Annotated in this window: 24 protein-coding genes and 1 other RNA gene; 10 read left to right on the top strand and 15 right to left on the bottom strand. The window is 47.6% G+C overall.

Annotation, left to right across the window (positions count from 1 at the left end):
* Positions 1-317: 317 nt before the first annotated feature.
* Complete coding sequence (tpx, locus tag MKX74_RS08060) at positions 318-836, top strand: thiol peroxidase (RefSeq protein WP_341178018.1); 519 nt, start codon at positions 318-320, stop codon at positions 834-836.
* Between the two features lie 203 nt (positions 837-1039).
* On the opposite strand, the gene MKX74_RS08055 is transcribed toward tpx, so the two are convergent.
* The 6 genes from MKX74_RS08055 to MKX74_RS08030 form a co-directional block, all read right to left on the bottom strand.
* Positions 1040-1432 (bottom strand): DUF1499 domain-containing protein, encoded by a 393-nt coding sequence (locus MKX74_RS08055; protein WP_025681441.1) that lies wholly within the window; start codon positions 1430-1432, stop codon positions 1040-1042.
* Between the two features lie 183 nt (positions 1433-1615).
* A non-coding RNA gene (gene ssrS / locus MKX74_RS08050) (6S RNA) lies at positions 1616-1808 on the bottom strand.
* Between the two features lie 85 nt (positions 1809-1893).
* Complete coding sequence (locus tag MKX74_RS08045) at positions 1894-2916, bottom strand: NADH:flavin oxidoreductase/NADH oxidase (RefSeq protein WP_018885912.1); 1023 nt, start codon at positions 2914-2916, stop codon at positions 1894-1896.
* Between the two features lie 230 nt (positions 2917-3146).
* Positions 3147-3569 (bottom strand): MarR family winged helix-turn-helix transcriptional regulator, encoded by a 423-nt coding sequence (locus MKX74_RS08040; protein WP_341178017.1) that lies wholly within the window; start codon positions 3567-3569, stop codon positions 3147-3149.
* A 260-nt stretch (positions 3570-3829) separates the two neighbouring features.
* On the bottom strand, positions 3830-4588 hold the full coding sequence (locus tag MKX74_RS08035; RefSeq protein WP_018885914.1) for a YesL family protein: 759 nt from the start codon (positions 4586-4588) through the stop codon (positions 3830-3832).
* A gap of 218 nt (positions 4589-4806) precedes the next feature.
* Entirely contained in the window at positions 4807-6399 is a 1593-nt protein-coding gene (locus tag MKX74_RS08030; RefSeq protein WP_018885915.1) for a DEAD/DEAH box helicase, read from the bottom strand.
* A 351-nt stretch (positions 6400-6750) separates the two neighbouring features.
* On the opposite strand from MKX74_RS08030, the gene MKX74_RS08025 reads away from it, so the two are divergent.
* The 4 genes from MKX74_RS08025 (at position 6751) to MKX74_RS08010 (ending at position 10887) form a co-directional block, all read left to right on the top strand.
* Entirely contained in the window at positions 6751-7563 is an 813-nt protein-coding gene (locus MKX74_RS08025; RefSeq protein WP_133568316.1) for a YitT family protein, read from the top strand.
* Between the two features lie 125 nt (positions 7564-7688).
* Positions 7689-7922, top strand: coding sequence for a hypothetical protein (locus MKX74_RS08020; protein WP_018885917.1), 234 nt, complete (start codon positions 7689-7691; stop codon positions 7920-7922).
* A 296-nt stretch (positions 7923-8218) separates the two neighbouring features.
* Positions 8219-9358 (top strand): putative glycoside hydrolase, encoded by a 1140-nt coding sequence (locus tag MKX74_RS08015; protein ID WP_445667309.1) that lies wholly within the window; start codon positions 8219-8221, stop codon positions 9356-9358.
* A 155-nt stretch (positions 9359-9513) separates the two neighbouring features.
* Complete coding sequence (locus MKX74_RS08010) at positions 9514-10887, top strand: MATE family efflux transporter (protein WP_341178016.1); 1374 nt, start codon at positions 9514-9516, stop codon at positions 10885-10887.
* A 177-nt stretch (positions 10888-11064) separates the two neighbouring features.
* Here the strand turns inward: MKX74_RS08010 and pfkA are convergent, their stop codons facing one another.
* The 4 genes from pfkA to MKX74_RS07990 form a co-directional block, all read right to left on the bottom strand.
* The gene (pfkA, locus tag MKX74_RS08005) at positions 11065-12036 is read right to left on the bottom strand and encodes a 6-phosphofructokinase (protein WP_018885920.1); all 972 of its coding nucleotides are present in this window, start codon (positions 12034-12036) and stop codon (positions 11065-11067) included.
* A 145-nt stretch (positions 12037-12181) separates the two neighbouring features.
* Positions 12182-13210, bottom strand: a complete 1029-nt coding sequence (locus tag MKX74_RS08000) for a tetraprenyl-beta-curcumene synthase family protein (protein WP_445667308.1) — start codon at positions 13208-13210, stop codon at positions 12182-12184.
* A gap of 182 nt (positions 13211-13392) precedes the next feature.
* Positions 13393-14784: an MATE family efflux transporter gene (locus MKX74_RS07995; protein WP_341178014.1), complete on the bottom strand. Its 1392-nt coding sequence runs from the start codon at positions 14782-14784 to the stop codon at positions 13393-13395.
* A 131-nt stretch (positions 14785-14915) separates the two neighbouring features.
* Positions 14916-15113, bottom strand: a complete 198-nt coding sequence (locus tag MKX74_RS07990; protein ID WP_018885923.1) for a cold shock domain-containing protein — start codon at positions 15111-15113, stop codon at positions 14916-14918.
* A gap of 157 nt (positions 15114-15270) precedes the next feature.
* Here MKX74_RS07990 and MKX74_RS07985 point away from each other — a divergent pair, with 157 nt between their 5' ends.
* The 5 genes from MKX74_RS07985 to MKX74_RS07965 all read left to right on the top strand — a co-directional run bounded on the left by MKX74_RS07985 (position 15271) and on the right by MKX74_RS07965 (position 19176).
* On the top strand, positions 15271-15504 hold the full coding sequence (locus MKX74_RS07985; RefSeq protein ID WP_018885924.1) for a hypothetical protein: 234 nt from the start codon (positions 15271-15273) through the stop codon (positions 15502-15504).
* 6 nt (positions 15505-15510) lie between these two features.
* The gene (locus MKX74_RS07980; protein ID WP_341178013.1) at positions 15511-15699 is read left to right on the top strand and encodes a hypothetical protein; all 189 of its coding nucleotides are present in this window, start codon (positions 15511-15513) and stop codon (positions 15697-15699) included.
* Positions 15700-15885: 186 nt separating this feature from the next.
* Positions 15886-17673, top strand: a complete 1788-nt coding sequence (gene pepF / locus MKX74_RS07975) for an oligoendopeptidase F (RefSeq protein WP_341180534.1) — start codon at positions 15886-15888, stop codon at positions 17671-17673.
* A gap of 86 nt (positions 17674-17759) precedes the next feature.
* The gene (locus MKX74_RS07970; RefSeq protein WP_341178012.1) at positions 17760-18137 is read left to right on the top strand and encodes a LapA family protein; all 378 of its coding nucleotides are present in this window, start codon (positions 17760-17762) and stop codon (positions 18135-18137) included.
* A 1-nt stretch (position 18138) separates the two neighbouring features.
* Positions 18139-19176 (top strand): M42 family metallopeptidase, encoded by a 1038-nt coding sequence (locus MKX74_RS07965; RefSeq protein ID WP_025681445.1) that lies wholly within the window; start codon positions 18139-18141, stop codon positions 19174-19176.
* A gap of 289 nt (positions 19177-19465) precedes the next feature.
* Here MKX74_RS07965 and nikE read toward each other — a convergent pair whose 3' ends face one another.
* From nikE to nikA, 5 genes are all read right to left on the bottom strand, one after another.
* Positions 19466-20266: a nickel import ATP-binding protein NikE gene (gene nikE, locus MKX74_RS07960; protein ID WP_341178011.1), complete on the bottom strand. Its 801-nt coding sequence runs from the start codon at positions 20264-20266 to the stop codon at positions 19466-19468.
* Positions 20267-20305: 39 nt separating this feature from the next.
* The gene (gene nikD, locus MKX74_RS07955) at positions 20306-21163 is read right to left on the bottom strand and encodes a nickel import ATP-binding protein NikD (RefSeq protein WP_018885930.1); all 858 of its coding nucleotides are present in this window, start codon (positions 21161-21163) and stop codon (positions 20306-20308) included.
* 80 nt (positions 21164-21243) lie between these two features.
* A complete protein-coding gene (gene nikC, locus MKX74_RS07950; RefSeq protein ID WP_018885931.1) occupies positions 21244-22074 on the bottom strand; it encodes a nickel ABC transporter permease subunit NikC in 831 nt (276 codons plus the stop codon).
* On the bottom strand, positions 22071-23015 hold the full coding sequence (gene nikB / locus MKX74_RS07945; protein ID WP_025681448.1) for a nickel ABC transporter permease subunit NikB: 945 nt from the start codon (positions 23013-23015) through the stop codon (positions 22071-22073). The genes nikC and nikB overlap by 4 nt, the downstream gene beginning before the upstream one ends.
* A 44-nt stretch (positions 23016-23059) precedes the next feature.
* Positions 23060-24697: a nickel ABC transporter substrate-binding protein gene (gene nikA / locus MKX74_RS07940; protein WP_341178010.1), complete on the bottom strand. Its 1638-nt coding sequence runs from the start codon at positions 24695-24697 to the stop codon at positions 23060-23062.
* Positions 24698-24846: the final 149 nt, after the last annotated feature.

The raw sequence follows: 24846 nt of genomic DNA, 5'->3' as shown, positions 1-24846 counted from the left end.
TTTACAATTCCAATTCAATTCCATTCCCACTTGCCCGATTTCAATCAATTAAAGATACATATTACATATTCATACATTCATTCCATTTCTATATTTCCATATATTGTGGGCAAAAAGCAACTACGTCAGCTTAAAGTCATATAGAAGCATAATACGCCCTTATAATAGGATTATAATAGATTTCAGTAGGAATCACCAATCATTCCATGGTGTTAGGCCATTGCGACGCCTACCCTGATTAGACATCCTTACTGTAATTCGATATAATAAGTTGTACACAATTTAATCAAACCAATATTAATAAGGAGGAGTTACACATGACACAAGAACGTAGCGGTGCAGCTCATTTTAAAGGCAATCCAATTACTTTGATCGGACCCGAGTTAAAGATTGGGGACGCTGCTCCTGATTTCAAGATACATAAGAGCCTTGGTGAAGAGGTGTCTCTCGCCGATTACAAAGGCAAAATCAAGCTGATCAGTGTAGTCCCTTCACTCGATACTGGTGTATGTGATGCACAGACCCGCAGATTCAACGTAGAAGCTGGAGGCCTTGGTGATGAGGTTATCGTGCTGACAGTCAGCGTCGATCTTCCTTTTGCCCAAGCTCGCTGGTGCGGTTCTGCCGGAGTTGACCGTGTAGTGACGTTGTCTGACTACAAGGAGCATTCCTTCGGTAAGGCGTATGGTGTCTTGATTAAGGAATTCCATCTGGATATGCGTTCTATCTTTGTTATCGACGCAGATGACAAGATCGCTTACGTAGAATATCTGACGGAAATGACAGATCATCCTGATTATGAGAAGGCTATTGAAGCCGTCAAAGCATTGCTATAGTTGAATGCTGTAGCAGCTTGCCGCCATTCAGGCACAGCATCCATCCAGTAAGTCTATCCTACTAACTATTAGGCTACTGTTCGTAGATTATCTTAACATTAAGCTGTCTCAAAATTAGGAAAAGGACCTCAATCACCCACCAGTGGCGGGCCATTGAGGTCCTTGTTATTGAACCTGATCCAAGCACGACATCCGGACGAATACTACTGATCGATCCGGTATGCAGCGAGCTTCTTCTCAAGAACGCCGAACAGATGCAGAATAATTCGATAGTTCCCCCCCAGATCGCCTAATGATCCGCGAGAGGCTGAGTAGATGTCCACTGCACTCTTGACAGGAGACACCGATACGATGGATACGGTGATATCAATTTGTCTTCCGAATGGCGTACGCTTCTCAAGGGTAATCTCACCTACCGAAGCTACCTCATGAAGCACCTTGTATCCCGGAATTTTCTTCAACGTCGAGGAGATTTCCTCCCAGGCCTTGTCCCTTGGCAGATTGTAATACCGTGTCTTCAGCAAAGGGTCCTTAACCCGATCACCAGTGCTTTCGTGACTGCGAATGATCCCCACAAGAGTCCTTTTTAACGACAACACACTTCCTCCTTCACAATCACCCCGTCACCCGTTAGCTGCGTCTTTTTGCAAACGCTTAAATGTTGTATAGTGACTGTTGTATGAATAGGTGACTGATATATTCCTAGTTCATAGTGTATCATTGTTGCATACAAAAAACACCCCTGTTTGTCAAACAAACAGAGGCGTTATGCATTACTTATGTAACCCGCCGATGCCGTCCGACCATAGTGTCTTCTGAACCTGCTTCAGCAGGTGGGTGATCGCAGATCACGCATTTGAAGTCCCCATGTCAGAATTGACAGGGCATGTCAGCCGCTGATCGTATAAATCTCCCTAGACAATGTCATTGGTTCAAAACAACGAATGACCGTGACGTACACAGCAGGATGTTAAACTTATTATAGGCTTTTATACTGCAAAAGTAAAGAATGTCGAGTAATGTTTATTCACTCTTACAATTCGACGGATGGGACGTATCAGAATCCCCTGAGATATTGTTTTGGAATTTCTGTTTCTTTCCCCAAAGCTACCGCAGCTTCAAGAGCCCAATGTGGATTTCTTAGCATACCTCTTCCTACAGCCACCAATTCTGCATCCTCGTTGCCAATCACGGCGTTCGCCAGAATCGGATCATCCAATCTTCCTACAGCAATTGTCGGAACATTCAGCGCACGGCTGATGGCGCGGGCCAATGGCACCTGGTATGCTGCGTGAGTACCTGGTCTTCCAGATGCAGAGATCGGCCCTTCGCCTCCAGCCGAAACATCGAATATGTCTACGCCTGCTTGCTGATACTCCTGGGCAAAAGCCGTGCTCTCTTCTAACCCGTATCCGCCATCAACGTATTCCTGGGCAGAAATCCGCATACTCAGAGGCATATCCTCTGGCATTTCAGCCTTAACGGCTTGAATGACCTCGCGGCCAAAACGGGTGAGGTCCTGGCCATACTCATCCTCTCGTCTATTCGTAAGTGGAGAATGAAATTGGTGAATCAGGTATCCATGTGCGCCATGAATCTGAATCGTATCGAATCCTGCCTGTACAGCACGCGCTGCCGCAGCCCTGAATTTCTCTACCATGCCTTTGACCTCTGAGGTAGTAAGCTCGCGAGGTTGAGTAGATTTCTCGTCGAACGCGATGGCAGAAGGAGCGACTGGCACCTTAGCATCCTCAGCCTTGCGTCCCGCATGAGCTATTTGAATACCGACCTTGGCGCCATAGCTGTGGCAGGCATCCACAATTCTTTTCAGAGCGGGAATCTGCTCATCAGACCACAATCCCAAATCATAGTCCGTAATACGACCGTCCGGCTCTACATCTGTCATCTCAATGATGATTAGGCCTGTTCCACCAATGGCTCGACTAACATAATGCAGGTAGTGCCAGTCTGTCGCAATGCCGTCCTTTTGCTCTACAGAATACTGACACATAGGCGGCATTACAATGCGATTCTTGAGCTTCAGTGCCTTAAAGCTATATGGGGTAAACAAATCTTTCACGGAAAAAGCTCCTCTCCATCTATAATAATTCTATTTATAAATCAATGCATGCGCATGCATATAATATTAGCACTTTGAGTACATTTGTCAATACTCATAGGATGCAATCTACCTTGGTTACGTATACAAGAAATGTAGGTAATGTTGTGTCCCATCCAAGAACGGCAAAGACAGGCCTTTCTGCCAACAGATGAAGCGCCCTACCTTGCCTCCAAGCTGTATCTCACCGATTACAGTCTTTGCATAAGTGATTGCAACTCGGACTTCACGTTGTTCTTGCCTAGTTCAGCTGACAACACCTCGTGAAATACCTTTGTTGCTCCCTCCAGCTTCTTCTCCCCAATCTCGGTGATCTGAGTATAGATCCCCCTCCGGTCATCCTCACAAACAGATCGCTGCAAAGCCCTGCAATTGTCAGCTTCCATTCTCGCTACGAGCCTCGACACAGCACTTTGGCTCAGATCCACCATCTCCTGAACGTGCTGCAATCTCATTTTTTTATCTTCAGAGCCAGAAATGAAATAAAGAACATAGAATTCCTTAAGCGATAACCCATAATGATGCTGAAGGGCATGTTCCAATTTATCATTAATATTGGAGTGGATATAGGACAAGGATGACCAAACATCCAGTAGCTTGTTGCTGTTTTCCATTTCAAGCTCACCCAATCTATAGTGAAGTAATAACATCTGTCAGGAATACCTTAATCTATTCTATCAAGCTTACCCTAAGTGGTCAAAAAAGCAAGCGCAACAGCAGCCCACACATGACCAGAGAAATGAACTCCATTGCACCTAGAATCGTACCAATCCACAGAAATTTAAAAAGACTCCACGAAGGGAGCCTGCTTAATAGTTATATTGTGATCCAGCATAAAGTATTAACTAAGTGTCACTTAATTATAAACAATTCATTACTTTTCCTCGGGTTCCGACTCGATCTTCTCTTGTCCTTCCTTATCCTGCTGCAGCTTCTCCGCTTGACTCTGCATCTTCATGAAGGTGCCATAGAAGTTGAAGAAGGCTAACCAGGCCATAAGACACGGAATGAAGAATACATAGAGTACTGGGTAATGAATACCGATATAAATAAGGACTGCACAGCCAATCAGTGTAGAGAACACACGAAATGGTCTAATTAACGTCAGCAAAATGCAATTCTTCAGAATCTGTCCAATCGTCATGTGATAGTGGGCAACCATCGAGAAGAAGTTGAACAAGGATACAAAGAGAATAATGAGCAGAATCAGCATGATAATGCCCAGCAGCTGCAGATTCTTGAGCTGAGTCATATATATAGTGTAGTCCACATACATGATGACGATCAGCATCGTATAGAAGAGACCACCAACCAGACTCTGCTTATAATTATCTTTGTAGCCTCTAAAAAATGTCTTGAAGACGGGAACATCGCTGTCTCCCATAACCCATTTTCTCACTACCGTGAACATTGCTGCAGTGGCTGGGAATAAAGTAAGCGGTGCCACAATTGCCATGGCATAATTCATGACGAGGGAGTTGTCCGCCCATTGATTGCTCATCGCAATCAGCTTTAGTATAACGAAGAAAATAAAAGGCGACGAACAAAGCGCCCACAATAAATTTGTAGCAGCAAAACGCGTTATCCACTCTGTCAGGCGGTAAATACCACCCATGGCTCCTCTGAATTCCAAATTGTCTCCCCCTTGTCTCGTGATGCTCTTGCGTTTATTTTATATCCGCTTCAAGCCTAAACCTTCTCCCTCATCATAACCTACTATGACCCTTTTACGCCAGTTCATCGTTATAATCTTCACAATCGAGGCACGAAAGAAAATTCACTGACAGGATAACAACAGCCGAAGTGATTGGCTCACTTCGGCTGTTGAATCCCTACATATGCAGGTGGCTATTATTCAAAAGAAGAATCTTCACGTCTTGGGGCACGGCGCGTGTCAGAGCTGCTGCTCGGACGCGGTCTGCGGTCCCCGCGGTTATCACGGTTGTAGCTTCCGCCACTACCGCCACTGCTGTTACGATTATCGCGATTGTAGCCACCACGGTTACCACCGTTGCCGCCGCTACCACCACTACGTCCATCACGGCTGTTATATCCGCCACGTCCGCTACCGAAGTTGGACGGCTTGCGACCGCCAGAACGAACATCGAACTTGCGACGCTTCGCACGAATTGGATCTTCTGGAGTCAGCTCAATATTTGCATCTCTCTTCTCGCCTGTAAGCAACTTGATCGCTGCGGAGAGCAATTGTACAGAATCATATTGCTCCAGCATTTGGATCGCCAGACCTTTGTATTCATTCAGTTCGCCTGCTTCTACTACTTCCAGCAGTCGCTCTGCTGTGATGCGCTGTTTGCCCTCGATAGCTTCAGCCAAAGTAGGCAGTGGCTTACGCGGAATACGATGTCTTGTTACACGCTCAATGAAGTGCAGATGGTCAATCTCACGTGGTGTTACGAAGGACCAAGCTGCTCCTTCTTTACCAGCACGGCCTGTACGACCAATACGGTGCACATAGCTCTCAGGATCTTGTGGCAGGTCAAAGTTCACAACGTGTGTCACGCCGGATACGTCGAGACCACGTGCCGCTACGTCTGTAGCTACCAGTACATCAATGCTACCGTCACGGAATTTACGCATTACGGTATCACGTTGATTTTGGGAAAGATCACCATGAAGTCCGTCCGCAGAATATCCACGCTTTTGGAGAGCTTCAGCCAATTCGTCAACACGACGCTTCGTACGTCCGAATACGATAGCCAGTTCAGGTGATTCCATGTCCAGCAGTCGGCTCAGCGCTTCGAATTTTTGACGCTCAGGAACTTCGATGTAAGCTTGATCAATCAATGGAGCACTTACTTGCTTAGGAATTACAGAGACATGCTCTGGATTTTTAAGGAACTGCTGTGCCAGCTTTTGAATGTTAGGAGGCATGGTAGCCGAGAAAAGCATCGTCTGACGGTCTTCTGGTACTTGCTTAAGAATGGATTGGATGTCTTCCATGAAGCCCATGTCCAGCATTTCATCCGCTTCATCCAATACAACGGTGTTCACGTCATCCAGCTTGATAGTCTTGCGGTTAATGTGATCGAGAAGACGGCCTGGGGTACCGATAATGATCTGAGGCTTTCTTTTCAAAGCGCGGATTTGGCGAACAATGTCCTGTCCACCGTAGATCGGCAATGTGCGCAATCCCTTGAAGCGGGACAATTTCTCAATTTCTTCTGCTACCTGAATAGCAAGCTCGCGTGTCGGAGCCATGATCAGAGCACGGATCTTCTCGTCCGTCTTGGAAATTTTGCTGATCAGCGGAATGCCGAAGGCAGCAGTCTTTCCTGTACCTGTCTGTGCTTGGCCAATCATGTCGCTTCCAGACAATGCGATTGGAATAGATTTGGACTGAATCGGGGTAGCCTCTTCAAATCCCAGCTCAGTAATCGCCTGGATTACCTTCGGTTCTAGATTAAACTCTGCAAATGTTGTCAAATGTATTCAAACTCCTTCGTTTATCGCGGATATGGTGGACAATCCACGGTCTTGTCTGTATTCTTAAGTAGCGTAATATTGTATAGTTTCCCCACAATCAGCGTCAGATATCAAGATGTTCATCCTCCGGATGGTTACCAACAGTTGCTAGCCAGGGATGGGATGACTTGATCGGATGAATCAAAAACTACGCTTGAAAAGCTCAAGTAACCATTTTAAATTTGAGATGTTAAAGTTAAACCCGCTTCTACTCAAGAATATCCACGCAGTATTATAGCACACAACAAATGAAAAACACCAGCAAGCAAGCTTTCGCAAATTTCATAATGAGGTGAAAATCAGTTGGTAAGGATGTTTTGGAATAGTTTAACTGTTATTTTAGGAGCTGCTGCCATTGCAAGTGGCTTTAATTTATTTTTAATCCCCCATCAATTATTAAGTGGCGGCGTATCCGGCGTATCCATGCTGATTGGATATTTCTCCAAATTCGATATCAGTATCATGTACTTTGTCCTGAACATTCCAATTCTCATAGCCGGGTGGTTCGTGCTCGGCAAGCGATTCATTGGACAAAGCATGCTGTCCGTTGTGGCTACAACCTGGCTGCTTACGCTTATTCCACAAAAATCACTGGTAACCGAAACACTCCTGGCCTCAGTTGTCGGTGGCGTGCTCGTAGGTATTGGTGTAGGGATCTCCTTCAGAGCGGGTGGCTCCTCTGGCGGGTTCGATATTCTCGGCTCCATTGTGACACGTTATCGTGATTTCCCAGTGGGAACTGTCCTCGTTGCAATGAATGGTCTCGTCATTCTCGCAGCAGGTTATCTCAATGCAGATTGGAACATAGCCCTAATGTCGATGATTTCCATCTACGTCACGGGAAAGGTCGTGGATGTTATCCACGTGAGCCATACCAAGATTACGCTGTTCATCATTACAGAGCGTACAGAGGAAGTCCTCGCACGCTTACTGCTGCTTCCACGAGGGGTTAGCAAGATCAAGATTGAAGGTGCCTTCTCCCATAAGGAAAAAGATATGCTGATGACGGTAACAACCCGCTATGAATTGGCAGAACTGAAGCGCATTATTAAGGAAAGTGATCCAGCCGCTTTCGTCAATATTGTGGAGACCGTTGGGGTAATGGGCGCATTTAACAGAAGATAATTCATATGTCCGCTGCACGGGTAATTTATTTTGTGGTACACTAAGGGTGCGCGCTCCTCCCGAAGACCAGCTTTACCTGCTTTTTCACAGTGTCTTGGCTTTTCCGATTCGCCTGAATGATTCATATGAATGATTCCGAGCCAGAACAGGAAAGGGTGATTTTTGTGGAAATGGAAACGGTAAAACTGTCCGACATCGTGTTGAAATGGTTTCCTGAAATGCTGCCGTTTTTGAAACAGAATGAGCTCAACTCCAGAATTGTGCTAAGAGACGGTATTGGAATTCTGGAAGCCGAAGATGCGCTTGAAATTATTCAGTACAGTATTTGTGAGCATCAGAACCCCAGCTTTCTGCATTAATGGCCTCTGATGCCCAATATGCCGCTACCAGCCAGGATCAGCTCTTGGACGGTAGCGGCATTATTTATGTCCATCATGTTTGCAGCTTCCGCTGCTCGGTTAATAGACCTTTTACGATCTGTTGATGTGATTCTCGCACTGGACTGGTTAGCTGCAGTGGTTACAAACATGTTGATTTTGAACCGGGCGGCTTTAGTATAATACAGTTCAGAGATCAGGCCTCAGGTCACAGACCGCACAAAGGGAGAGACAAGTATATGAATATCTTTTTGGCCATTTTAGCCCTTGCAATGAGCATGGGCAGTACGGACAGCAGTGGAAGCACGGATACTTCATTGAAATCCACCTTACAGACTACGATGAACAGGGCTGTCATTCAAAGTCAAGGCATGGATGCTCCTGTGGATGCTTCCAATCCACCAACCAAAGTAGATCCGCAGCCAGGAACCCCGCCGATTAAGGGCATCTACGTAACAGCATACAGCGCCGGAGGCGAACGTATGGCAAAGCTCCTGAACCTGCTGGATTCTACAGAACTGAATGCCATGGTTATTGATATTAAGGATGACGCTGGCTACATAACTTATCCGACTACCAATCCCAAGCTGACAACCATGGGTAAACCCCAGCCCTTCATTAAGGATATGCCCAAGCTGATGGAACGCTTGAAGAAGCATGATGTCTACCCGATTGCCCGGGTCGTGGTGTTCAAGGATACGATCCTCGCCAAGAAGAATCCCGAGCTGTCCTTCCTTAACCCGGACGGATCCATTTGGAAGAACGGCGGTGGGGACAGCTTCGTGAATCCTTATAATAAGGAAGTTTGGGATTACAATATCGAGATCGCCAAGGAAGCTGCCAAGCTTGGTTTCAAAGAAATTCAGTTTGACTACGTACGCTTCCCTGAAGGCTTCGAGAAGCGGGCAGACAAGCTCAAGTATACCAAGGTCGAGGATCAGTCCCGTGTAGATGCTGTAGCTGAATTCGTGCAGTATGCCCGGCAGCAACTTGCACCCATGGGTGTCAGAGTCTCCGTAGATATCTTTGGATATGCAGCAGCAGTTCCCGCGGCTGAGGGCATAGGACAGGATTTCACCAAAATATCCGAGAATGTTGATGTCATCTCCCCTATGGTATATCCAAGCCATTACTCCACAGGCTGGTACGGAGCTAAGGACCCAGACAAGAAGCCATATCAAGTAATTAAGGGTTCCATGGAGGACACGCACAAGAAGCTTGATCCTACTGGTGATCTAAAGCCGATCATACGTCCCTGGATTCAAGATTTTACAGCTAGCTGGCTTGGATCAGGACACTATACCAAGTACGGGAAACAGGAAGTCGAAGAACAGATTCGTGCTATGAAAGACATGAATGTTGATGAATATTTATTGTGGAACGCATCCAATCGTTATACAGAAGGCGTCAATTATTGATCTGCAATTATCCCGCAATATTTTGATTTCATACATGCTCTACACAAGAAAGCTCCCTTGCGGGGCTTTTTTGTCGGGCTTATGCTGACACTACATTCAAATCCAAGCAATCACAAACACTACATAAAGTAAATTATTGAAAAAGAGGTTCGCACATGGAACGTACATACACTACAATGCAAAAATGGAAGCAGTTCCTTTACATTTTAACCCCTATTTTAGTCACCCAAATCTCACTCTCGCTCATGACCTTCTTTGACACCAATATGTCTGGACGCTTCTCTCCTGCTGATCTGGCAGGTGTCGCTGTTGGTGTCAGTCTCTGGAATCCTGTTCAGACTGGACTAAGTGGAATTCTTCTTGCTGTAACTCCGGTCGTCGCCCAGTTAATCGGCAAGCAGCGAAAGGATCGAGTGTCCTTCTATGTCATTCAGGCATTGTGGCTTTCCATCATAATCGCCATCGCTGTATTACTGCTGGGTCTCCTTGGACTCGAGCCCATCATTCAAGCCATGAACCTGGAGGAACGCGTTGCTTATGTAGCTATCTATTACTTAGTCACGCTCGCCTTCGGGATCGTGCCTTTCTTCGGGTATACGGTTCTACGCAGCTTCATGGATGCTCTGGGACAGACACGCATAACGATGATGATCACGCTAGCTTCCCTTCCGATCAACATTGTACTGAACTACCTTCTGATCTACGGTAAGCTCGGGTTCCCGGAGCTAGGCGGGATCGGCGCGGGAGTAGCAACAGCCTTCACCTATTGGATCTGCTTCCTGCTGTCCTTCATTCTTGTACATCGTCATCGTAGCTTCGCGGAATACGGTATTTTTCGGAGCTGGCAGGGCTTCTCGTTCTCTGCATGGAAGGAGCTCCTGTCCATCGGAATGCCTATGGGCTTTGCCATATTCTTTGAGACCGCCGTATTCGCGGCTGTTACGCTCTTAATGAGTAACTTTAGCACGATTACCATTGCAGCCCATCAGGCAGCACTGAACTTCGCTTCCACCTTGTACATGGTTCCACTGAGCATATGTATGGCATTGACTATCCTTGTCGGCTTCGAGGCCGGGGCTGGACGAATTCAGGATGCGAAGAGCTATGGAAGGATTGGTATTGGCTCAGCTACCGCCTTCTCAATTGCTTCAGCTGTAATCCTTCTCTTGTGGAGTGAACAGGTTGCCGGACTGTATTCCAGAGATGCGGAGGTTATCGCACTAATACAGCATTTCCTGGTATACGCAATCTTCTTCCAGCTCTCGGATGCCATCGCTACCCCAACTCAGGGAGCTTTGCGTGGATTTAAGGATGTGAAGCCAGCTTTCTTCCTTACCTTCCTTTCCTTCTGGGTCATTGGTCTTCCATCTGGATATCTATTCGCCACCTTCACCAGCCTTGGTGCATTCGGTTACTGGCTGGGCTTGATTACCGGGCTTGCTGTTGGTGCAGTCACTTTGCTCCTTCGTCTTATGCTCGTTCAGCGCAGATTTGAACGTATGGACATGGTAGCCAATCAGACGGATTGAATATCAGGCAGGTTCAATATCAGTCGTCAACAAAAAAGCTCCCCTCGCAGCAGCAGATCCTAAGTTGATCTGTTGACTGCAAGGGGAGCTTTTCATTTATAGAGCGTTTATTACGGGCAAAGTATCGAAGGTGCTCCTAGGGTATCTTACTGAACAAGCCAAGCATTTTTTCTGAAATTACTGGGACAGACGCAATGCCAGCTCGTACATGTCCATGTTGAATTCCTTCTTCGTATTAACAACCTTATCAATATCTGTCGCAACCAGTTCGCCCTTGATAATTCCACAAGCCTTGTCCGATTGTCCTTCGATCAACTGGCGCACCGCGAAATCTCCAAGGCGGCTAGCAAGGTTGCGGTCAAAGGCAGTTGGCGTACCGCCACGTTGAATGTGACCCAGTACCGTAACACGTGGCTCGTAGGATGGACAGCGTTTCATAATCTCGGCAGCTACATCTTCACCCTTGCCTACGCCTTCAGCTACGACGATAATACTGTGACGCTTGCCGTGTGCAAAGTTCTGTCTCATACGCTCGGCTACATCATTCATGTCGAATTCCACCTCAGGAACGAGAATGGTCTCCGCACCGGAAGCAAGACCTGCATGAAGGGCAATATCCCCGCAATGACGACCCATAACCTCTACAATGGAGGAACGCTCGTGGGAGGACATCGTGTCACGGAGTTTGTTCACGGCATCCACAACGATGCTTACCGCTGTATCAAAGCCAATCGTGTAATCTGTGAAGGAAATATCGTTATCAATTGTGCCCGGAAGCCCCATCGTATTGATGCCTTGTTGGCTGAGCTTGTTCGCTCCTTGATAAGATCCGTCACCACCGATGACTACCAATCCGTCGATACCGTGATCACGCAGGATCTGAGCACCCTTTTGCTGGCCCTCAAGTGTTCTGAACTCCAAGCATCTTGCTGATTGCAGGATAGTTCCGCCGCGCTGGATAATGTCCCCTACACTACGCAAATCCATAGGAAAAATATCATTGTTTAACAGGCCGTGGTAGCCTCTCTGAATTCCGTACACCTCAAGGCCGAAATACAAACCGCTGCGAACGACTGCACGAACAGCTGCGTTCATCCCCTGTGAGTCTCCACCACTTGTCAATACTGCGATTTTCTTAACTGCTGTCATGATTATTTCCTCCTAATAATTCTCATAAGTCAATTTCATAACTTACTAAAAATGGATTCTCGAAACAATATATAGCCAAATAAAATCATTTTGATCTATATATTGTCCTGATTAAAGCAGCTCAAGGTATTATGAAATTGACTCCTCATAAATGCCTTTTTCTTATCCAACGACTATTCACCAGAAAAAAGATGCGCATCAGCGGGCTTTTTTTCATCAGCCTCTGTGACGCAAGGCGTACATCCTGCTGTTCGCTCACTTTCGGGTCAGATAAATATAATGCCAGCAATCCCTCGATGATCATCCGGTGAAAGGAGCTTGCAGGGACGGTTGCTACATCCGCCCGCGCGCGATTCACAATATATGTAATCCGGTCAAGCATCGTTTCTGTATCTTCATAATAGTTGCAGAAGTTCAGATCTCCGCCAATCCGGTCTTCATTCTGATCAATTAGATAATCCAGCAATATATGCAGACCGCAGACGTGGGGAAAGTATGAATCATGTATTGAGGCAGCGACCCGCCCAGTCAAGCTCATATCGCTTGCAGCCAGGAATAGCATAAATACTCCCAAGGTAGACCCTGTGGCAGCTGCAAATTCATTCCAAGCCAGCTCTGGTGTACGATGCTTATGCTCCTCCCACCATGTTAGGAGTGCCTCCTCCCTGAGTTCAGGGCGAATGTGCTTGTATACCTGCAAATCCGTGTATAGCTTGGCCAAATCCTGAACATACGGCTTCGCAGCATCATATGCGGGCAACGTCCGGATGCAGGCTTGGCAAGTCTGTACCAGACTGCGCAAATATCCACCGTCTTCCTGCTCTTCACGCAGGGCATAATAATTCACAGGAGTAGCTGCAGGATCTACAGCATCCAGCATGGATTGATGAAGCAGCCTGAAATCTGCCGGGTCCATAGAAGTGCTTCGGTCACACAAGTTATCCAGATAATCACTAATCGTCTGATACGCTACAATTAAGGATATCAGCGTCCTGTGCTCAGACAGATTTGCTGCCGCATAAGCAGCCCCTCCATAGCAATGGAACGCTTTACCGGAAATACTGTCCAGCGCCTGTCTTCTCAATTCAAGATCCGGTATTTGGCTAGCTGACTGACGCCAATGCTCCAGCGCGCGCTTCGTCTCCGGCAGAATATATCTGTACATCCGGTTCATGAGACCAAGCGGCCCGCGTGGTGCTTGAATTTGTCTTAGCTCAATATCACTCAAATCACGGCCTCCACATTGTTGTCTACGTAAATTATACCTATCCAAACCATTCTTATTATAATATGAGCGACCTATTTGCACAAATAAACTATCTCACTTTTTTCAAGACTTTTGTCCTGCTTTCATTTCTATTCAGCAGTTTTCTGCAGCATTCCACCCGTGTTCTTCCAGCTTCCAAAACGATAATAGATGATAATAGCCGCTAGTGAAATGATGAAAGCAACCGGAAAGCTCCACCAGACGGCATCCAATCCATAATCGTCAATGAACCAATAAGCCAGCGGTATACGGATGCCCCATAACGAGACGGCTGTAATCAATAACGGAATCATGACTGCTCCAGTGGCCCGCACAACGCCAGTATATACATTCATCATACCGAACAGAACAAAGCTCCACAGTGTAATGGCATTAATTCGTATGCCAAGGTCTACGGCCTCGCCGGTGGATGGAAGAAACATCAACAGTGCTTGTCTGTTGAAAATGTAGATTAACGCTACCAGACCACCTGTCATCAGCAGATTAAATAAAATACCAATCCACGCCATCCGGCGTACTCGATCCCACTTGCCTGCACCGATATTCTGGGCTGCAAACGAGGATACTGCCGCCCCTAGAGCCAGCGCTGGCATCTGCACATAGCTAGACAGGTTATTAGCAGCAGTATAGGCCGCTGCCGCCTCCACACCAAAACCATTGACCAGATTCATGAGAGCGATCGCGCTTGAAGTCACCACGATCATCTGCAGCCCCATAGGAACCCCTTTGCGTATAAGCACCCAAATAATGCTGAAGTCTGGCTTCAGCAGATAGAGCTCGGAGCCCGTAATACGCAGGAAGTACTTCTTTTTATACAAATAGATGACAATACATACCAGACTTACACATTGAGCAATGACCATCGCAAGTGCCGAACCGGCAATGTGCATGGTTGGGATGGGACCAAATCCAAAGATCAGTAACGGATTCAAGGCAATATCCAACGCTACGCTTAGCAGTAAAAAATAAAATGGCGTCTTGGAATCTCCCGAGCCGCGAAGTACAGTCATGATGTAGTTATAGCCGAACATGAATGGAATACCGATAAATACAATTCGTGTGTAGATGATTGCCATTTCTAGCGATTCAGCAGGAGTATTCAAAGCAACCAGTATAGTGGGAGAGAGAAGAAGACCAGCAAGCCCCACAATGAAAGACAAGCCGAAGAAGAAAACGGTGCTCGTACCTACGATTCGCTTCGCTCCTGCAGCATCCTGGGCTCCAACGCTTTGACCAATCAGAATCGTTGCAGCCATGGTGACACCAAAAATAGAGCTGAGGAGGAAAAACATAATCAGATTCCCGTTTGAGGCGGCTGTCAGAGCTGCTTCTCCGAGAAATTTACCCACCCAGATGGAATTAATTGTGCCGTTGAGAGATTGAAGCACATTTCCGAGGAGCATGGGAAGTGAAAAAAAGAAAAGTGTTTTGGCGATAGGCCCTTCTGTTAGTACGGGGCTACCTTTAGCTTCTAGGGACAAGGTGACCAGCTCCTTTGCAGGTAGGTTGTATTTTTCGCAAAAAAAGCACAGCTCCCAAATGGGAAACTGCGCTTTCATACACATATTCAGCCAAATCCTTTTATAAGAGATCCGTATACACGGAAGTATTCTTACAACTTGGTTACGTTAGCTGCTTGAGGACCACGGTTACCTTCAGTGATTTCGAACTCAACTTCTTGACCTTCTTCCAAAGTCTTGAAGCCATCTCCTTGGATTGCGGAGAAGTGTACGAATACGTCTTCGCCACCTTCAGTGGAAATGAAGCCGTAGCCTTTTTCTGCGTTGAACCATTTAACTGTACCTTTCAAGTGAACAACCTCCTAAAAATATCGCCATCTATGGCGAATATCCATATTATACTCCATGAATTTCAACAATGCAATTAGTCTTTTAGTGTTCAATTCATTTGTTTTTCGTTACAGTCTGCGGTATTATGAACCAAAACAGCATATGGAGAAATTGCCAATGATGAAAAAACATGAAATATACAAAAAAGACAAGTGGAATATGATGACAGTGGAAGTACAGGGTCGTTATATTGTGCTCCGGGAAATCTCAGACGATTGGGGCGAGGAAGCCCACACCTTCATGAGTCGGCCTGCGATGATGCAGTGGGCTAAGCAGCGATTTGACAAGGAAACTTATGAGGGTAATGAGGAAGAATGGGAGCGTATTATGAACGCTTTCAAGCAGGTATAAGGCTTCATGGATACTAGCAGCCCGGTTATTTTTATAATACTGGCATTCACTCTGGGGATTGTGTTGATTCTCAAGCGCGACAGCCTTCCTGCTCCTCTGAAGAAATGGATGGCACTTGCCTCTGTCATCATGATTGCCTTTGCCTTTTTCCTTATTGTATACGGTTTGATGTACGGGGGTTACAGCCTAGGCTGAAAAGTTTATATATTTGTTCAGGAGGCGGACCATACTAGGACTGATTAAGTCTTAGGTCAAGGAGGCCGTCCCTGAATGAATGCTCCCAAAGCTCTGATTGCACTACTGGCGGCAAGCCTGCTCACATCCTCCGTATCTGTTAATGCGGCGGATCTATCATCTTTTAATTTGGTAAGGAGGTCCACTATGAGTAAAACAATCAAGCGTTCAGAGGTATCACCGGAGAATGCCTGGAACCTGCAAGACCTCTTCGCGGATCAAGCTGCCTGGGATCAGGAATTCCAGGACATCAAGAAATTAGCGCAGAAAGCTTCGGAATTTCAGGGCAAACTGGACAACGCTGAAGTCATTCGGGATTGCTTCAAGCTGGAGGATGACATCTCCTTCAAGCTAGAACGTGTCTACGTCTATGCACATCTTCATCATGATGAAGATACTGCAGAAGCTACATATCAGGCTCTCTCTCAAAAGGCCAAAAAGCTCAATGTAGAGGTTAGTGAGGCTTTGTCCTTTGTTACACCAGAAATTCTGGCCCAGCCAGAGCAGAAGCTTGATCAGTACATTGCTGATCCTGCGCTGGCTCCATATCGGTTCACCCTTCAGGAAATGAAGCGCGAGAAGGCTCATATACTGAGCAAAAGTGAGGAAGCGTTGCTCGCTCAGGTCGGTACATTGTCTCAGGCTCCGCAAAATATCTTCAGCATGCTGAACAATGCCGATCTGAAGTTTCCGAACATCAAGGATGAGCATGGCAACGAGGTCGAATTGACCCATGGTAGCTATATTCAATATCTGGAGAACCCGAACCGTGAGGTTCGTGAACGGGCCTTTAAAGCGGTATATGATACGTACGCTCGGAACAAGAACACCATCGCCGCTTCGCTAAGCGCCAACGTGAACAAGAACATCTTCTATTCCCGTGTACGCAAGTACCCTTCCGTGCTGGAGATGTCGCTCTATGGTGACAACATTCCGAAGGAAGTCTACACCAATCTGGTAGATACGATCCACGAAAGTCTGCCCTTGCTACATCGTTACATGAAGCTGCGCAAGAAGCTTCTCGGAGTAGATGAGCTTCATATGTATGACCTGTTCGCTCCTCTTGTGAAGGAATACAAATGGGACATTACATTCGATGAAGCCAAAGCTATGACGGTAGAGGGATTGAAGCCGCTAGGCAAGGAATATCTGGATGTACTGAAGAAGGGCTACAGTGACCGCTGGATCGATGTTTACGAAAATGAGAACAAACGCACCGGCGCATACAGCTGGGGAGCCTATGGCACACACCCTTATGTGCTGTTGAACCACAAGGACAATCTGAACAGTATGTTCACCCTTGCTCATGAAATGGGCCATGCGCTGCATTCCTATTTCTCAGATGAGGCACTTCCTTATCGGGATGCACAATACACTATCTTCCTCGCGGAGGTAGCTTCTACTACGAACGAGGCGTTACTGATGGATTACCTACTGAAGCACGCGACAGATCCGAAGCAGAAGATGTACCTGCTAACCTACTATGCAGATCAGTTCCGTACAACGGTCTTCCGTCAGACGATGTTCGCCGAATTCGAGAAGATCATTCATGAGCGTGCTGAGCAGGGTGAATCCCTGACACCACAGGCGTTGTCGGACATCTATTATGAGCTGAACATGAAATATCACGGCGATGGCATGACTGTCGATAAGGACATTGCCATGGAATGGGCACGCATCCCCCATTTCTATAACAGCTTCTATGTGTATAAGTACGCTACAGGCTTCTCAGCAGCCACCAGCTTCTCCAAGCAAATTTTGGAGGAAGGCCAACCCGCTGTGGATCGTTATCTCGGCTTCCTGAAGAGTGGCGGAAGTGACTTCTCCATTAACATTCTCAAGAAGGCTGGCGTAGACATGTCTTCGCCAAAACCAATTCGGGAAGCCATGAGTGTATTCGAAAGCCTGATTGAAGAAATGGAAAAGCTCACCTAAGCAATAACCTACGTGTCATCAATTCATCCCTTGTCCTCCCGGGACAAGGGATTTTCATGAGGGCAAACACATCTGGAGGTGCATACATGAAATTACAATGGTCCTTGATCGCAGCACTGCTCATCGCACTCATTACAGCCGTCTTTGCTGTTATCAACGTGAATTCCGTGCAGGTTAATCTATTGTTCAGTGTTGTCAGCATTCCTCTGATCCTCCTCATTTTGGGCTGCACCCTGCTAGGCGGACTAATTGTCGGTTCCTTCGGGATCTTCCGTCAATATCGTCAGCAGCGGGAGATCAAGATACTGAGAAACGAAGTTCAAGCCCTCAAAGCACAACGGGATGAATTCGCAGAGAGCCTGGTAAGCTACGAGCCACTGCCCGCTGAACCCAATAACAAACAACTAGAGACAGAAACTTCGACCACAGAGTCGGAGCGTGCGAACAAGCTAGGAGGAAATTAAGTTGAATATCCAACCAAATGAAGAATATATCGTGGATCGACTGCAAAAGCTGCTGAGCATCCCTAGTCCCAGCGGCTATACGATGCAGGCCATGAAATGGATTGCCGAGGAGGCTGATAAGCTCGGGGTACCTGTGGAGTGGAATGCCAAGGGCGGTGCCATCCTCACCCTTCCAGGAGAGGATTCCAGTCGCACTATCGCTCTCAGTGCGCATGTGGACACACTTGGCGCTATGGTACGCTCCATATCGGCTTATGGTACGCTGCGCATTACCTCTGTGGGTGGCTTCTCAATGAACAGCATTGAGAATGAATACTGCCAGATTCATACACGGAGCGGGCAGGTATATACAGGCACAATTCTATCAACCCAGCCTTCTGTGCATGTCTACTCTGAAGCACGTACCTTTGAGCGGAAGGAAAGCAACATGGAGGTTCGTATCGACGAGTTGGTGGACACCAAAGAGGATGTACTTGCACTAGGGATCGGTGTTGGGGATTTCATTTCCTTCGACGCTCGCCCAGTTGTCACACCGTCTGGGTATGTCAAATCCCGTCATCTGGATGACAAAGCCAGTGTAGCCGCACTGCTCGGCTTGCTGGAATCCGCTCAGCGAGAGCAATGGAAGCCCCGTCATACCGTGAAACTGCTCATCTCCAACTATGAGGAAGTAGGTCACGGAGCCGCATCCATCCCTGGTGACATCGCAGAGATGATCGCTGTTGATATGGGTGCTATTGGAGATGATCTTAGCTGCAAGGAGACGGATGTATCCATCTGTGCCAAGGACTCCTCGGGGCCTTATGATTATGAGATGACAAGCCGACTGATCAGCCTAGCGCAACAGCTCGATATTCCATATGCTGTTGATATTTACCCACGTTACAGCTCTGATGCCTCGGCAGCTCTCAAAGCTGGACACAATATTAGGGCAGCATTAATTGGACCAGGCGTACATGCTTCTCACTCCATGGAGCGCACGCATAAGCAAGCTGTAATCAATACAACTCGCTTACTGGCCGCTTATATTCGGCAATAACCTAGTACCTCGACCAGGTCAAATATGCGTATTGAGCACTACAAGCATGGAGCCTGTCGAGATGATTAAACAGAATCAGAATGATCACCCGAATTCAATTGGGTGCTTGTCCTAATACCACAAGCTGACGCCTGCATTTCCCTGTCAGCTTGTTTTTTTATAAGTAGTCCCTCCTTAACAATAGAAGACTGTCTCAAAGCCACTCGGCCAGAAACAGTCTTCTCATTTTATAATCCAATTCATCTTATGACCCGATTTAAATATAAGCATGTGCGCCTTCAACACTCCATTAGGCAAAGGAAATACGCTTGGATGGGTGCTCCGGTAGAACCGAAGACACTAGCCGTTGGACCGCTGGGTGCTTGGACTGTAGAATAGCATCCTTGTCATCACCTTGATAGACGAGCCTCCCTTGATCCAGTACAGCAATCCGATCACAGATTCCCATAGCAGCCCGTATGTCATGAGTAATGAACAGATAGGACAGACCATAAGTCGCACGTAGCTCAGCCAATAATGATAATATTTGTGTCTGATGGACCATGTCCAGACTGCTGACCGATTCATCCAGCACGATCAGCTTGGGCTTAAGGGCAATCGCCCTCGCAATGTTAACCCGTTGCAGCTGTCCACCACTGAACTGATTCGGTCGCTTGCTTCCATCCTCTATGCGAAGTCCCACCTGCTCCAGCAGTTGACCAATTCGTCGATCTCGCTCCTGTGGTGACAAGCGCTCATAGTTGTCCAGAGGCTCTCCAATAATCTGAGCGGCAGTCATGAGCGGATTTACGGCAGAATAGCAATCCTGGAATACCACCTGCAGATCACGTCTTAAGGCCCTCAATACCTGCCTGTTGGACTGATAAATATCCTGGCCTTCGAACAGTACCTGCCCCGTGCTTGGCTTCTCCAGACCGAGGATGATTTTGCCCAATGTACTCTTGCCTGCCCCGCTCGTGCCCAGTAACCCCATGCAGCAGCCTTTTTCAATTGTAAACGATATATCCGATAGCACTGGAGGCCGTCGCCCAGCACGGTCCAACCAGCTGCGTCTGCCATAGCTATGGGTTAGTTCATGTACCTGAAGCACGGTTCATCATCCTCTCTTATGCTTGGAGTGATTAAGAGCTCACTTCCATGTGCTCCCCGCTCCCAAAGCCATCTGAGGCCGAGCATGAAGCAACATGCGTGTATACTCATGCTGTGGCTGGTCAAATAACTCATGAACACCAGCTTGCTCCACAATGCGCCCCCTTTGCATGACCGCTACCTCATCCGCCATCTGTGAAATGACGCCCAAGTCGTGGGAGATCAGCAGAATCGAAGTGCCATACTCTGTACGTAGTCGATTCAGCGCCTGGAGCACCCGAAGCTGATTCACCACATCCAGCGCCGTGGTCGGTTCATCGGCAATGACCAGAGCTGGCCGCAGACACATCGATACCGCAATCATGACACGCTGCAGCATGCCCCCACTTAGTTGAAACGGGTACATGCGCATCAGCTTGGCAGGCTCAGGCAGATTCATGTCTGCAAGGGCTGCAATGGCCTGCTCCTTGGCTTGTCCTTTGGAGATTCCAGCATGTGTGCGCAGCGTCTCCATGAATTGAGAGCCGATGGTGTATACAGGTGTAAAGGCATTCATCGGGTTTTGGATAATGCATCCGATCTCCTTGCCCCGGATACGCCGCATCTCTTCGCTTGGTAACGAGCTTAGCTCCCGCCCATTCAGCCGAATGCTCCCGGTTACCTTCATTCTCTGGGGATTGAGCAGCTGCAAAATAGCGTTACAGGTAATCGACTTGCCACTGCCGCTTTCCCCCACCAGGCCGAACACTCGACCTTTTCCGATATCCAGTTGTATAGATTGCAGCAGGGTCATAGGATTATCTACATTGTGGAGTTGCACCTCCAAGTCACGTACTTCAAGCACATTGGAAGCAGCGGTAGCCGTCTTGTCCTGCTCTGGGCGCCTCGTTTGATCCATTACCCTATCGATCTCCTTTGGACTAATCACGCTTGTCTCACCGTCCTTCCACTCCGTCTATCTCTGCTGATGAGATGGCATTACCGTTTGGCAATACCATATCGCTCGGATAGCGCTTCTCCCAGCACGTTGAATGTAATGACTACCACGAGGATCAGCAAGCCCGGATAGATCATCAACTCGGGATGGCTGCGAATATAGCTCGTCCCTTCATGGATCATCGCTCCCCACTCCGCATTCGGCGGCTGGATGCCTAGGCCAAGGAAAGACAATGCAGAAATATCCATGATCGCCCAGCCCATCTCAAGGGTCCCCATCACTACAATAGGGCGCTGCACGTTCGGAATAATATGCTTGCGGATAATACGCCAGGGAGACGAGCCGCTAATTCGCGCAGCCGCAATAAAGTTACGTTCCTTCAGGCTAACTACCATATTCCGACATATCCGTGCGTAATACACCCACTGCACCAGCATGAGCGCCAGCAGCACCTGCATCAGGCCTGGTCCGAATATACCTACAATCCCTAATACCAGCACCAGATTCGGAAAGGCCATGATTCCTTCACAAAGGCGCATAAGAAGGCTGTCCACCCAACCTCCCAGGTAGCCTGCAACAGAGCCTACTACCACACCAATGACTAAGGAAGACAGGAATATCACTGTCGCAAATCCAATGGATACCCTCGCTCCATAGATCAGTCTGGACAGGTTATCACGCCCTAGATGATCTGTTCCCAGCCAGTGCTCCGCCGATGGGGCTTGCAACTTTTGTAGCAGATTCACCTTGACCGGATCATGCGGAGCAATCCACGGAGCCAGCAAGGTAACCGCGAAGAAGAAGAGCACCACCACCGTACAGATTAGGATGGCTCTCTCACCCTTGAACCATTTACGCCATATATTTATCACTGCTCAGCCCGTCCTTTCGCTGAAATCCGCGGGTCCATATAGAGCTGAACCAGATCAACGAGTAGATTACACACGATGAACAGGCAAGCCGCCAAGAAGACATAGCATTGAATGACCGGAATATCCCGATTGAAGATCGCTTCCACAAAGTAACGTCCGAAGCCCGGCCATGAGAAGACCTGCTCCACGATGATTGTACCTGTGAGCAGCTTACCCATATTCATACCCATACCGGTAATAAGCGGCGATATAGCAATTCTCAGTACATGCTTCAGGACAATCGTCCGCTCGCGTAACCCACGTGTTCTGGCGTACTGCACATATGTCTCCTGAAGTTGCTCCAGCACGCTGGTACGCAGCAGGCGCGTATACACAGCGATTAGCACCAGTGAAAGAGTGACGGTAGGAAGAACCAGGTTCTCCCAGCTTCCCCGACCCTCAACAGGTAGCAGGTCCAGCTTGACCGAGAAGAAGAAGATTAGCAGATAGCCCAGCCAGAACTGTGGAATCGATGCTCCAAAATAAGAGATAAGCCTGCTCACCATGTCAATCCAGCTATTCTTGTATACAGCAGCTAGAATTCCCAGCGGAATGCTAACCAGGGCAGACAACAGCATGCTCCATAAAGCCAGCTCTACTGTTGCTGGAAGCCTAGCGCTCACTTCCTTCCATACTGGCTGGTTCGTGAGATAGGATGTACCAAAATCCAGTCTGACCATTTTCTGAATCGTATTCATGTACTGGGTCAGTAAGGGCTGATCGAGCCCGAATTCATGCCTTTTTTGCTCCAGTAGCTCAGGTGTTGGATAGATATGAGCTGCTGTTAAATAGGCTTCTGCCGGATCAACCGGGGAAATGTGAATAAGCGCGAAAGTAACAAGTGTAGCAATAAAAACAATTGGAACGATCGCCATTATTCGTTTACCGATATAGCTGACCACCATTTTTCCTCCCATGGGTTACACTACGCAGCTGTACCGATCATTCACGGAGTGCCCAATTCTATTCCTGCAAAAGGATTCTCATCGCGGTTAGCCGGGAATACAAACTGACTGATATGCTTCTGGTATACCGCTGTTTTCTTGATATAGGAAATCGGTACGATCGCCGATTGCTCCTGCAATGTGCTCAGGATTGATGTGTACAGCTCCTGACGCTGCTTCTCATCCGTTGACGACAGGACCGCGCGAATCTGTTCGTCAAGCTCCTTTTTCATCGGAATGGCACTAAGTGTCTCTGAAATACCAAATCCAGGGCTTGCCACGACGTTCACGAAGGAATGTGGATCATACGGTGCACCGTAGTTGTACCAGAAATACAGATCGAAATCATTCGCCTTCAGACGCTTGATTTGCACGGTCAGCTCAAGACCCGTCAGATTCACCTTGACACCCAGCTCACTCCATTCGGCCTGAATGGTCTCGGCCATCGCCTTCTGAATCGGGTCCGTCTTATCGAAGATCATCTCGAATTCCAGCTTCTGACCATCCTTCTCTCGAACGGTACCACCAGCAGGTAGCTTCCAGCCCGCTTCATCCAGCAGAGCTTTGGACTTCTGGGCATCATATGCGATCGGCTGAAGATCAACATTCGTATACGGGTAGTTCTTGGACAGGACGGAATCAGCTGGCTCCTCCAGACCAGAGGTAATGCCTTCTACCATAGCTTGCTTATTAAAGCCTTGATGAAGCGCCGTGCGTACCCTTACATCCGACAGCTTCGGATTGGAGGAATTCAGCAGCAGACTGCGGGTACCCACCGGATCTGACAGCTGTGTCGTGTATTCATTATTGTCACGCAGCTGCTTGAATGCATCCAGACTGATGACACCTTCACCATAGATCAGATCAAGCTCACCTTTCTCGAAGGCAGCTACGCGGGTCTCTGCATCAGGAATAATTTTGACAGTAACCTGGTCGAAGTTGGGTGCGGTTCCCCAATAATTCGGGTTGCGCTTGAAGACTGCATACTCATCCTGCTTGTACTCTGCCAGCATCCACGGTCCTGTTCCAACAGGCTCCTTGATGCCCTCAGATGTATCCCCATGATCAGGGAATCCAGCTTCGCCCAGAAAACGAAACGGACGAACTACGGATAGATCCTGCAGAACGGGATAATATGGCTCTGTCAGTGTCAGACGGAAGGTAAGATTGTCCACTACCTCCGTCTTGTCAAGCACGCCTACAATGCCCAGCCAGCTATGGGTCTGCTTGTGTGCCATCACCGCATCAAAATTCTTCTTGACGATCTCGGCATTAAAGTCAGTGCCGTCTGAGAATTTCACGCCAGAACGAAGCTTGAATGTATATACTTTGCCATCATCTGAAATTGTCCATGATTCAGCCAAGGCCGGCTCCAGCTTACCATCCTTCTGGTAGCTAACGAGCGGCTCATAGAGCATCGACTGGGCAAACAGCTGTGAAGGATTATATGTGTGTGGATTCATCGTACCGATATCACGAGGCCATGACATCGTAATTGATTTGGTGGTAGCGGTCTCATTTGAGGTAGTTGTTGAAGCAACATTACTGTTCCCTGTATTGCTGCATCCTACAATTACGAATAACAGTAATAGGGTTGTCGCCAGAGTAAAGGCAACGGATTTGCGATGATGTGCGAACATGGATGTAGATCCCCTCTTCTTATACGTGATAATGATTCTCATATTCATTCATTAAGAATAGGCAGGAGCGGGCCTTTTGTCAACAGAAAAGAAACCCTAATCTTATGGATAAGATTAGGGTTTCTTGGCGAAGCAACATTTACACCGAC

The sequence above is a fragment of the Paenibacillus sp. FSL K6-1230 genome (assembly GCF_038002385.1).
Classification (GTDB): Bacteria; Bacillota; Bacilli; order Paenibacillales; family Paenibacillaceae; genus Paenibacillus; species Paenibacillus massiliensis.
This window is presented reverse-complemented; position numbering and strand designations above follow the sequence as displayed.

Coding starts and splice junctions, on each gene's coding strand:
- MKX74_RS08020 (WP_018885917.1), top strand. CDS start 7,689: ATGAATGATTCCGAGCCAGAACAGGAAAGGGTGATTTTTGTGGAAATG.
- MKX74_RS08000 (WP_445667308.1), bottom strand. CDS start 13,210: ATGAACCGGATGTACAGATATATTCTGCCGGAGACGAAGCGCGCGCTG.
- MKX74_RS07985 (WP_018885924.1), top strand. CDS start 15,271: ATGATGAAAAAACATGAAATATACAAAAAAGACAAGTGGAATATGATG.
- MKX74_RS07970 (WP_341178012.1), top strand. CDS start 17,760: ATGAAATTACAATGGTCCTTGATCGCAGCACTGCTCATCGCACTCATT.
- nikD (WP_018885930.1), bottom strand. CDS start 21,163: ATGGATCAAACGAGGCGCCCAGAGCAGGACAAGACGGCTACCGCTGCT.
- pepF (WP_341180534.1), top strand. CDS start 15,886: ATGAGTAAAACAATCAAGCGTTCAGAGGTATCACCGGAGAATGCCTGG.
- MKX74_RS07980 (WP_341178013.1), top strand. CDS start 15,511: ATGGATACTAGCAGCCCGGTTATTTTTATAATACTGGCATTCACTCTG.
- tpx (WP_341178018.1), top strand. CDS start 318: ATGACACAAGAACGTAGCGGTGCAGCTCATTTTAAAGGCAATCCAATT.
- MKX74_RS08010 (WP_341178016.1), top strand. CDS start 9,514: ATGGAACGTACATACACTACAATGCAAAAATGGAAGCAGTTCCTTTAC.
- MKX74_RS08040 (WP_341178017.1), bottom strand. CDS start 3,569: ATGGAAAACAGCAACAAGCTACTGGATGTTTGGTCATCCTTGTCCTAT.
- MKX74_RS08015 (WP_445667309.1), top strand. CDS start 8,219: ATGGGCAGTACGGACAGCAGTGGAAGCACGGATACTTCATTGAAATCC.
- MKX74_RS08025 (WP_133568316.1), top strand. CDS start 6,751: ATGTTTTGGAATAGTTTAACTGTTATTTTAGGAGCTGCTGCCATTGCA.
- pfkA (WP_018885920.1), bottom strand. CDS start 12,036: ATGACAGCAGTTAAGAAAATCGCAGTATTGACAAGTGGTGGAGACTCA.
- nikA (WP_341178010.1), bottom strand. CDS start 24,697: ATGTTCGCACATCATCGCAAATCCGTTGCCTTTACTCTGGCGACAACC.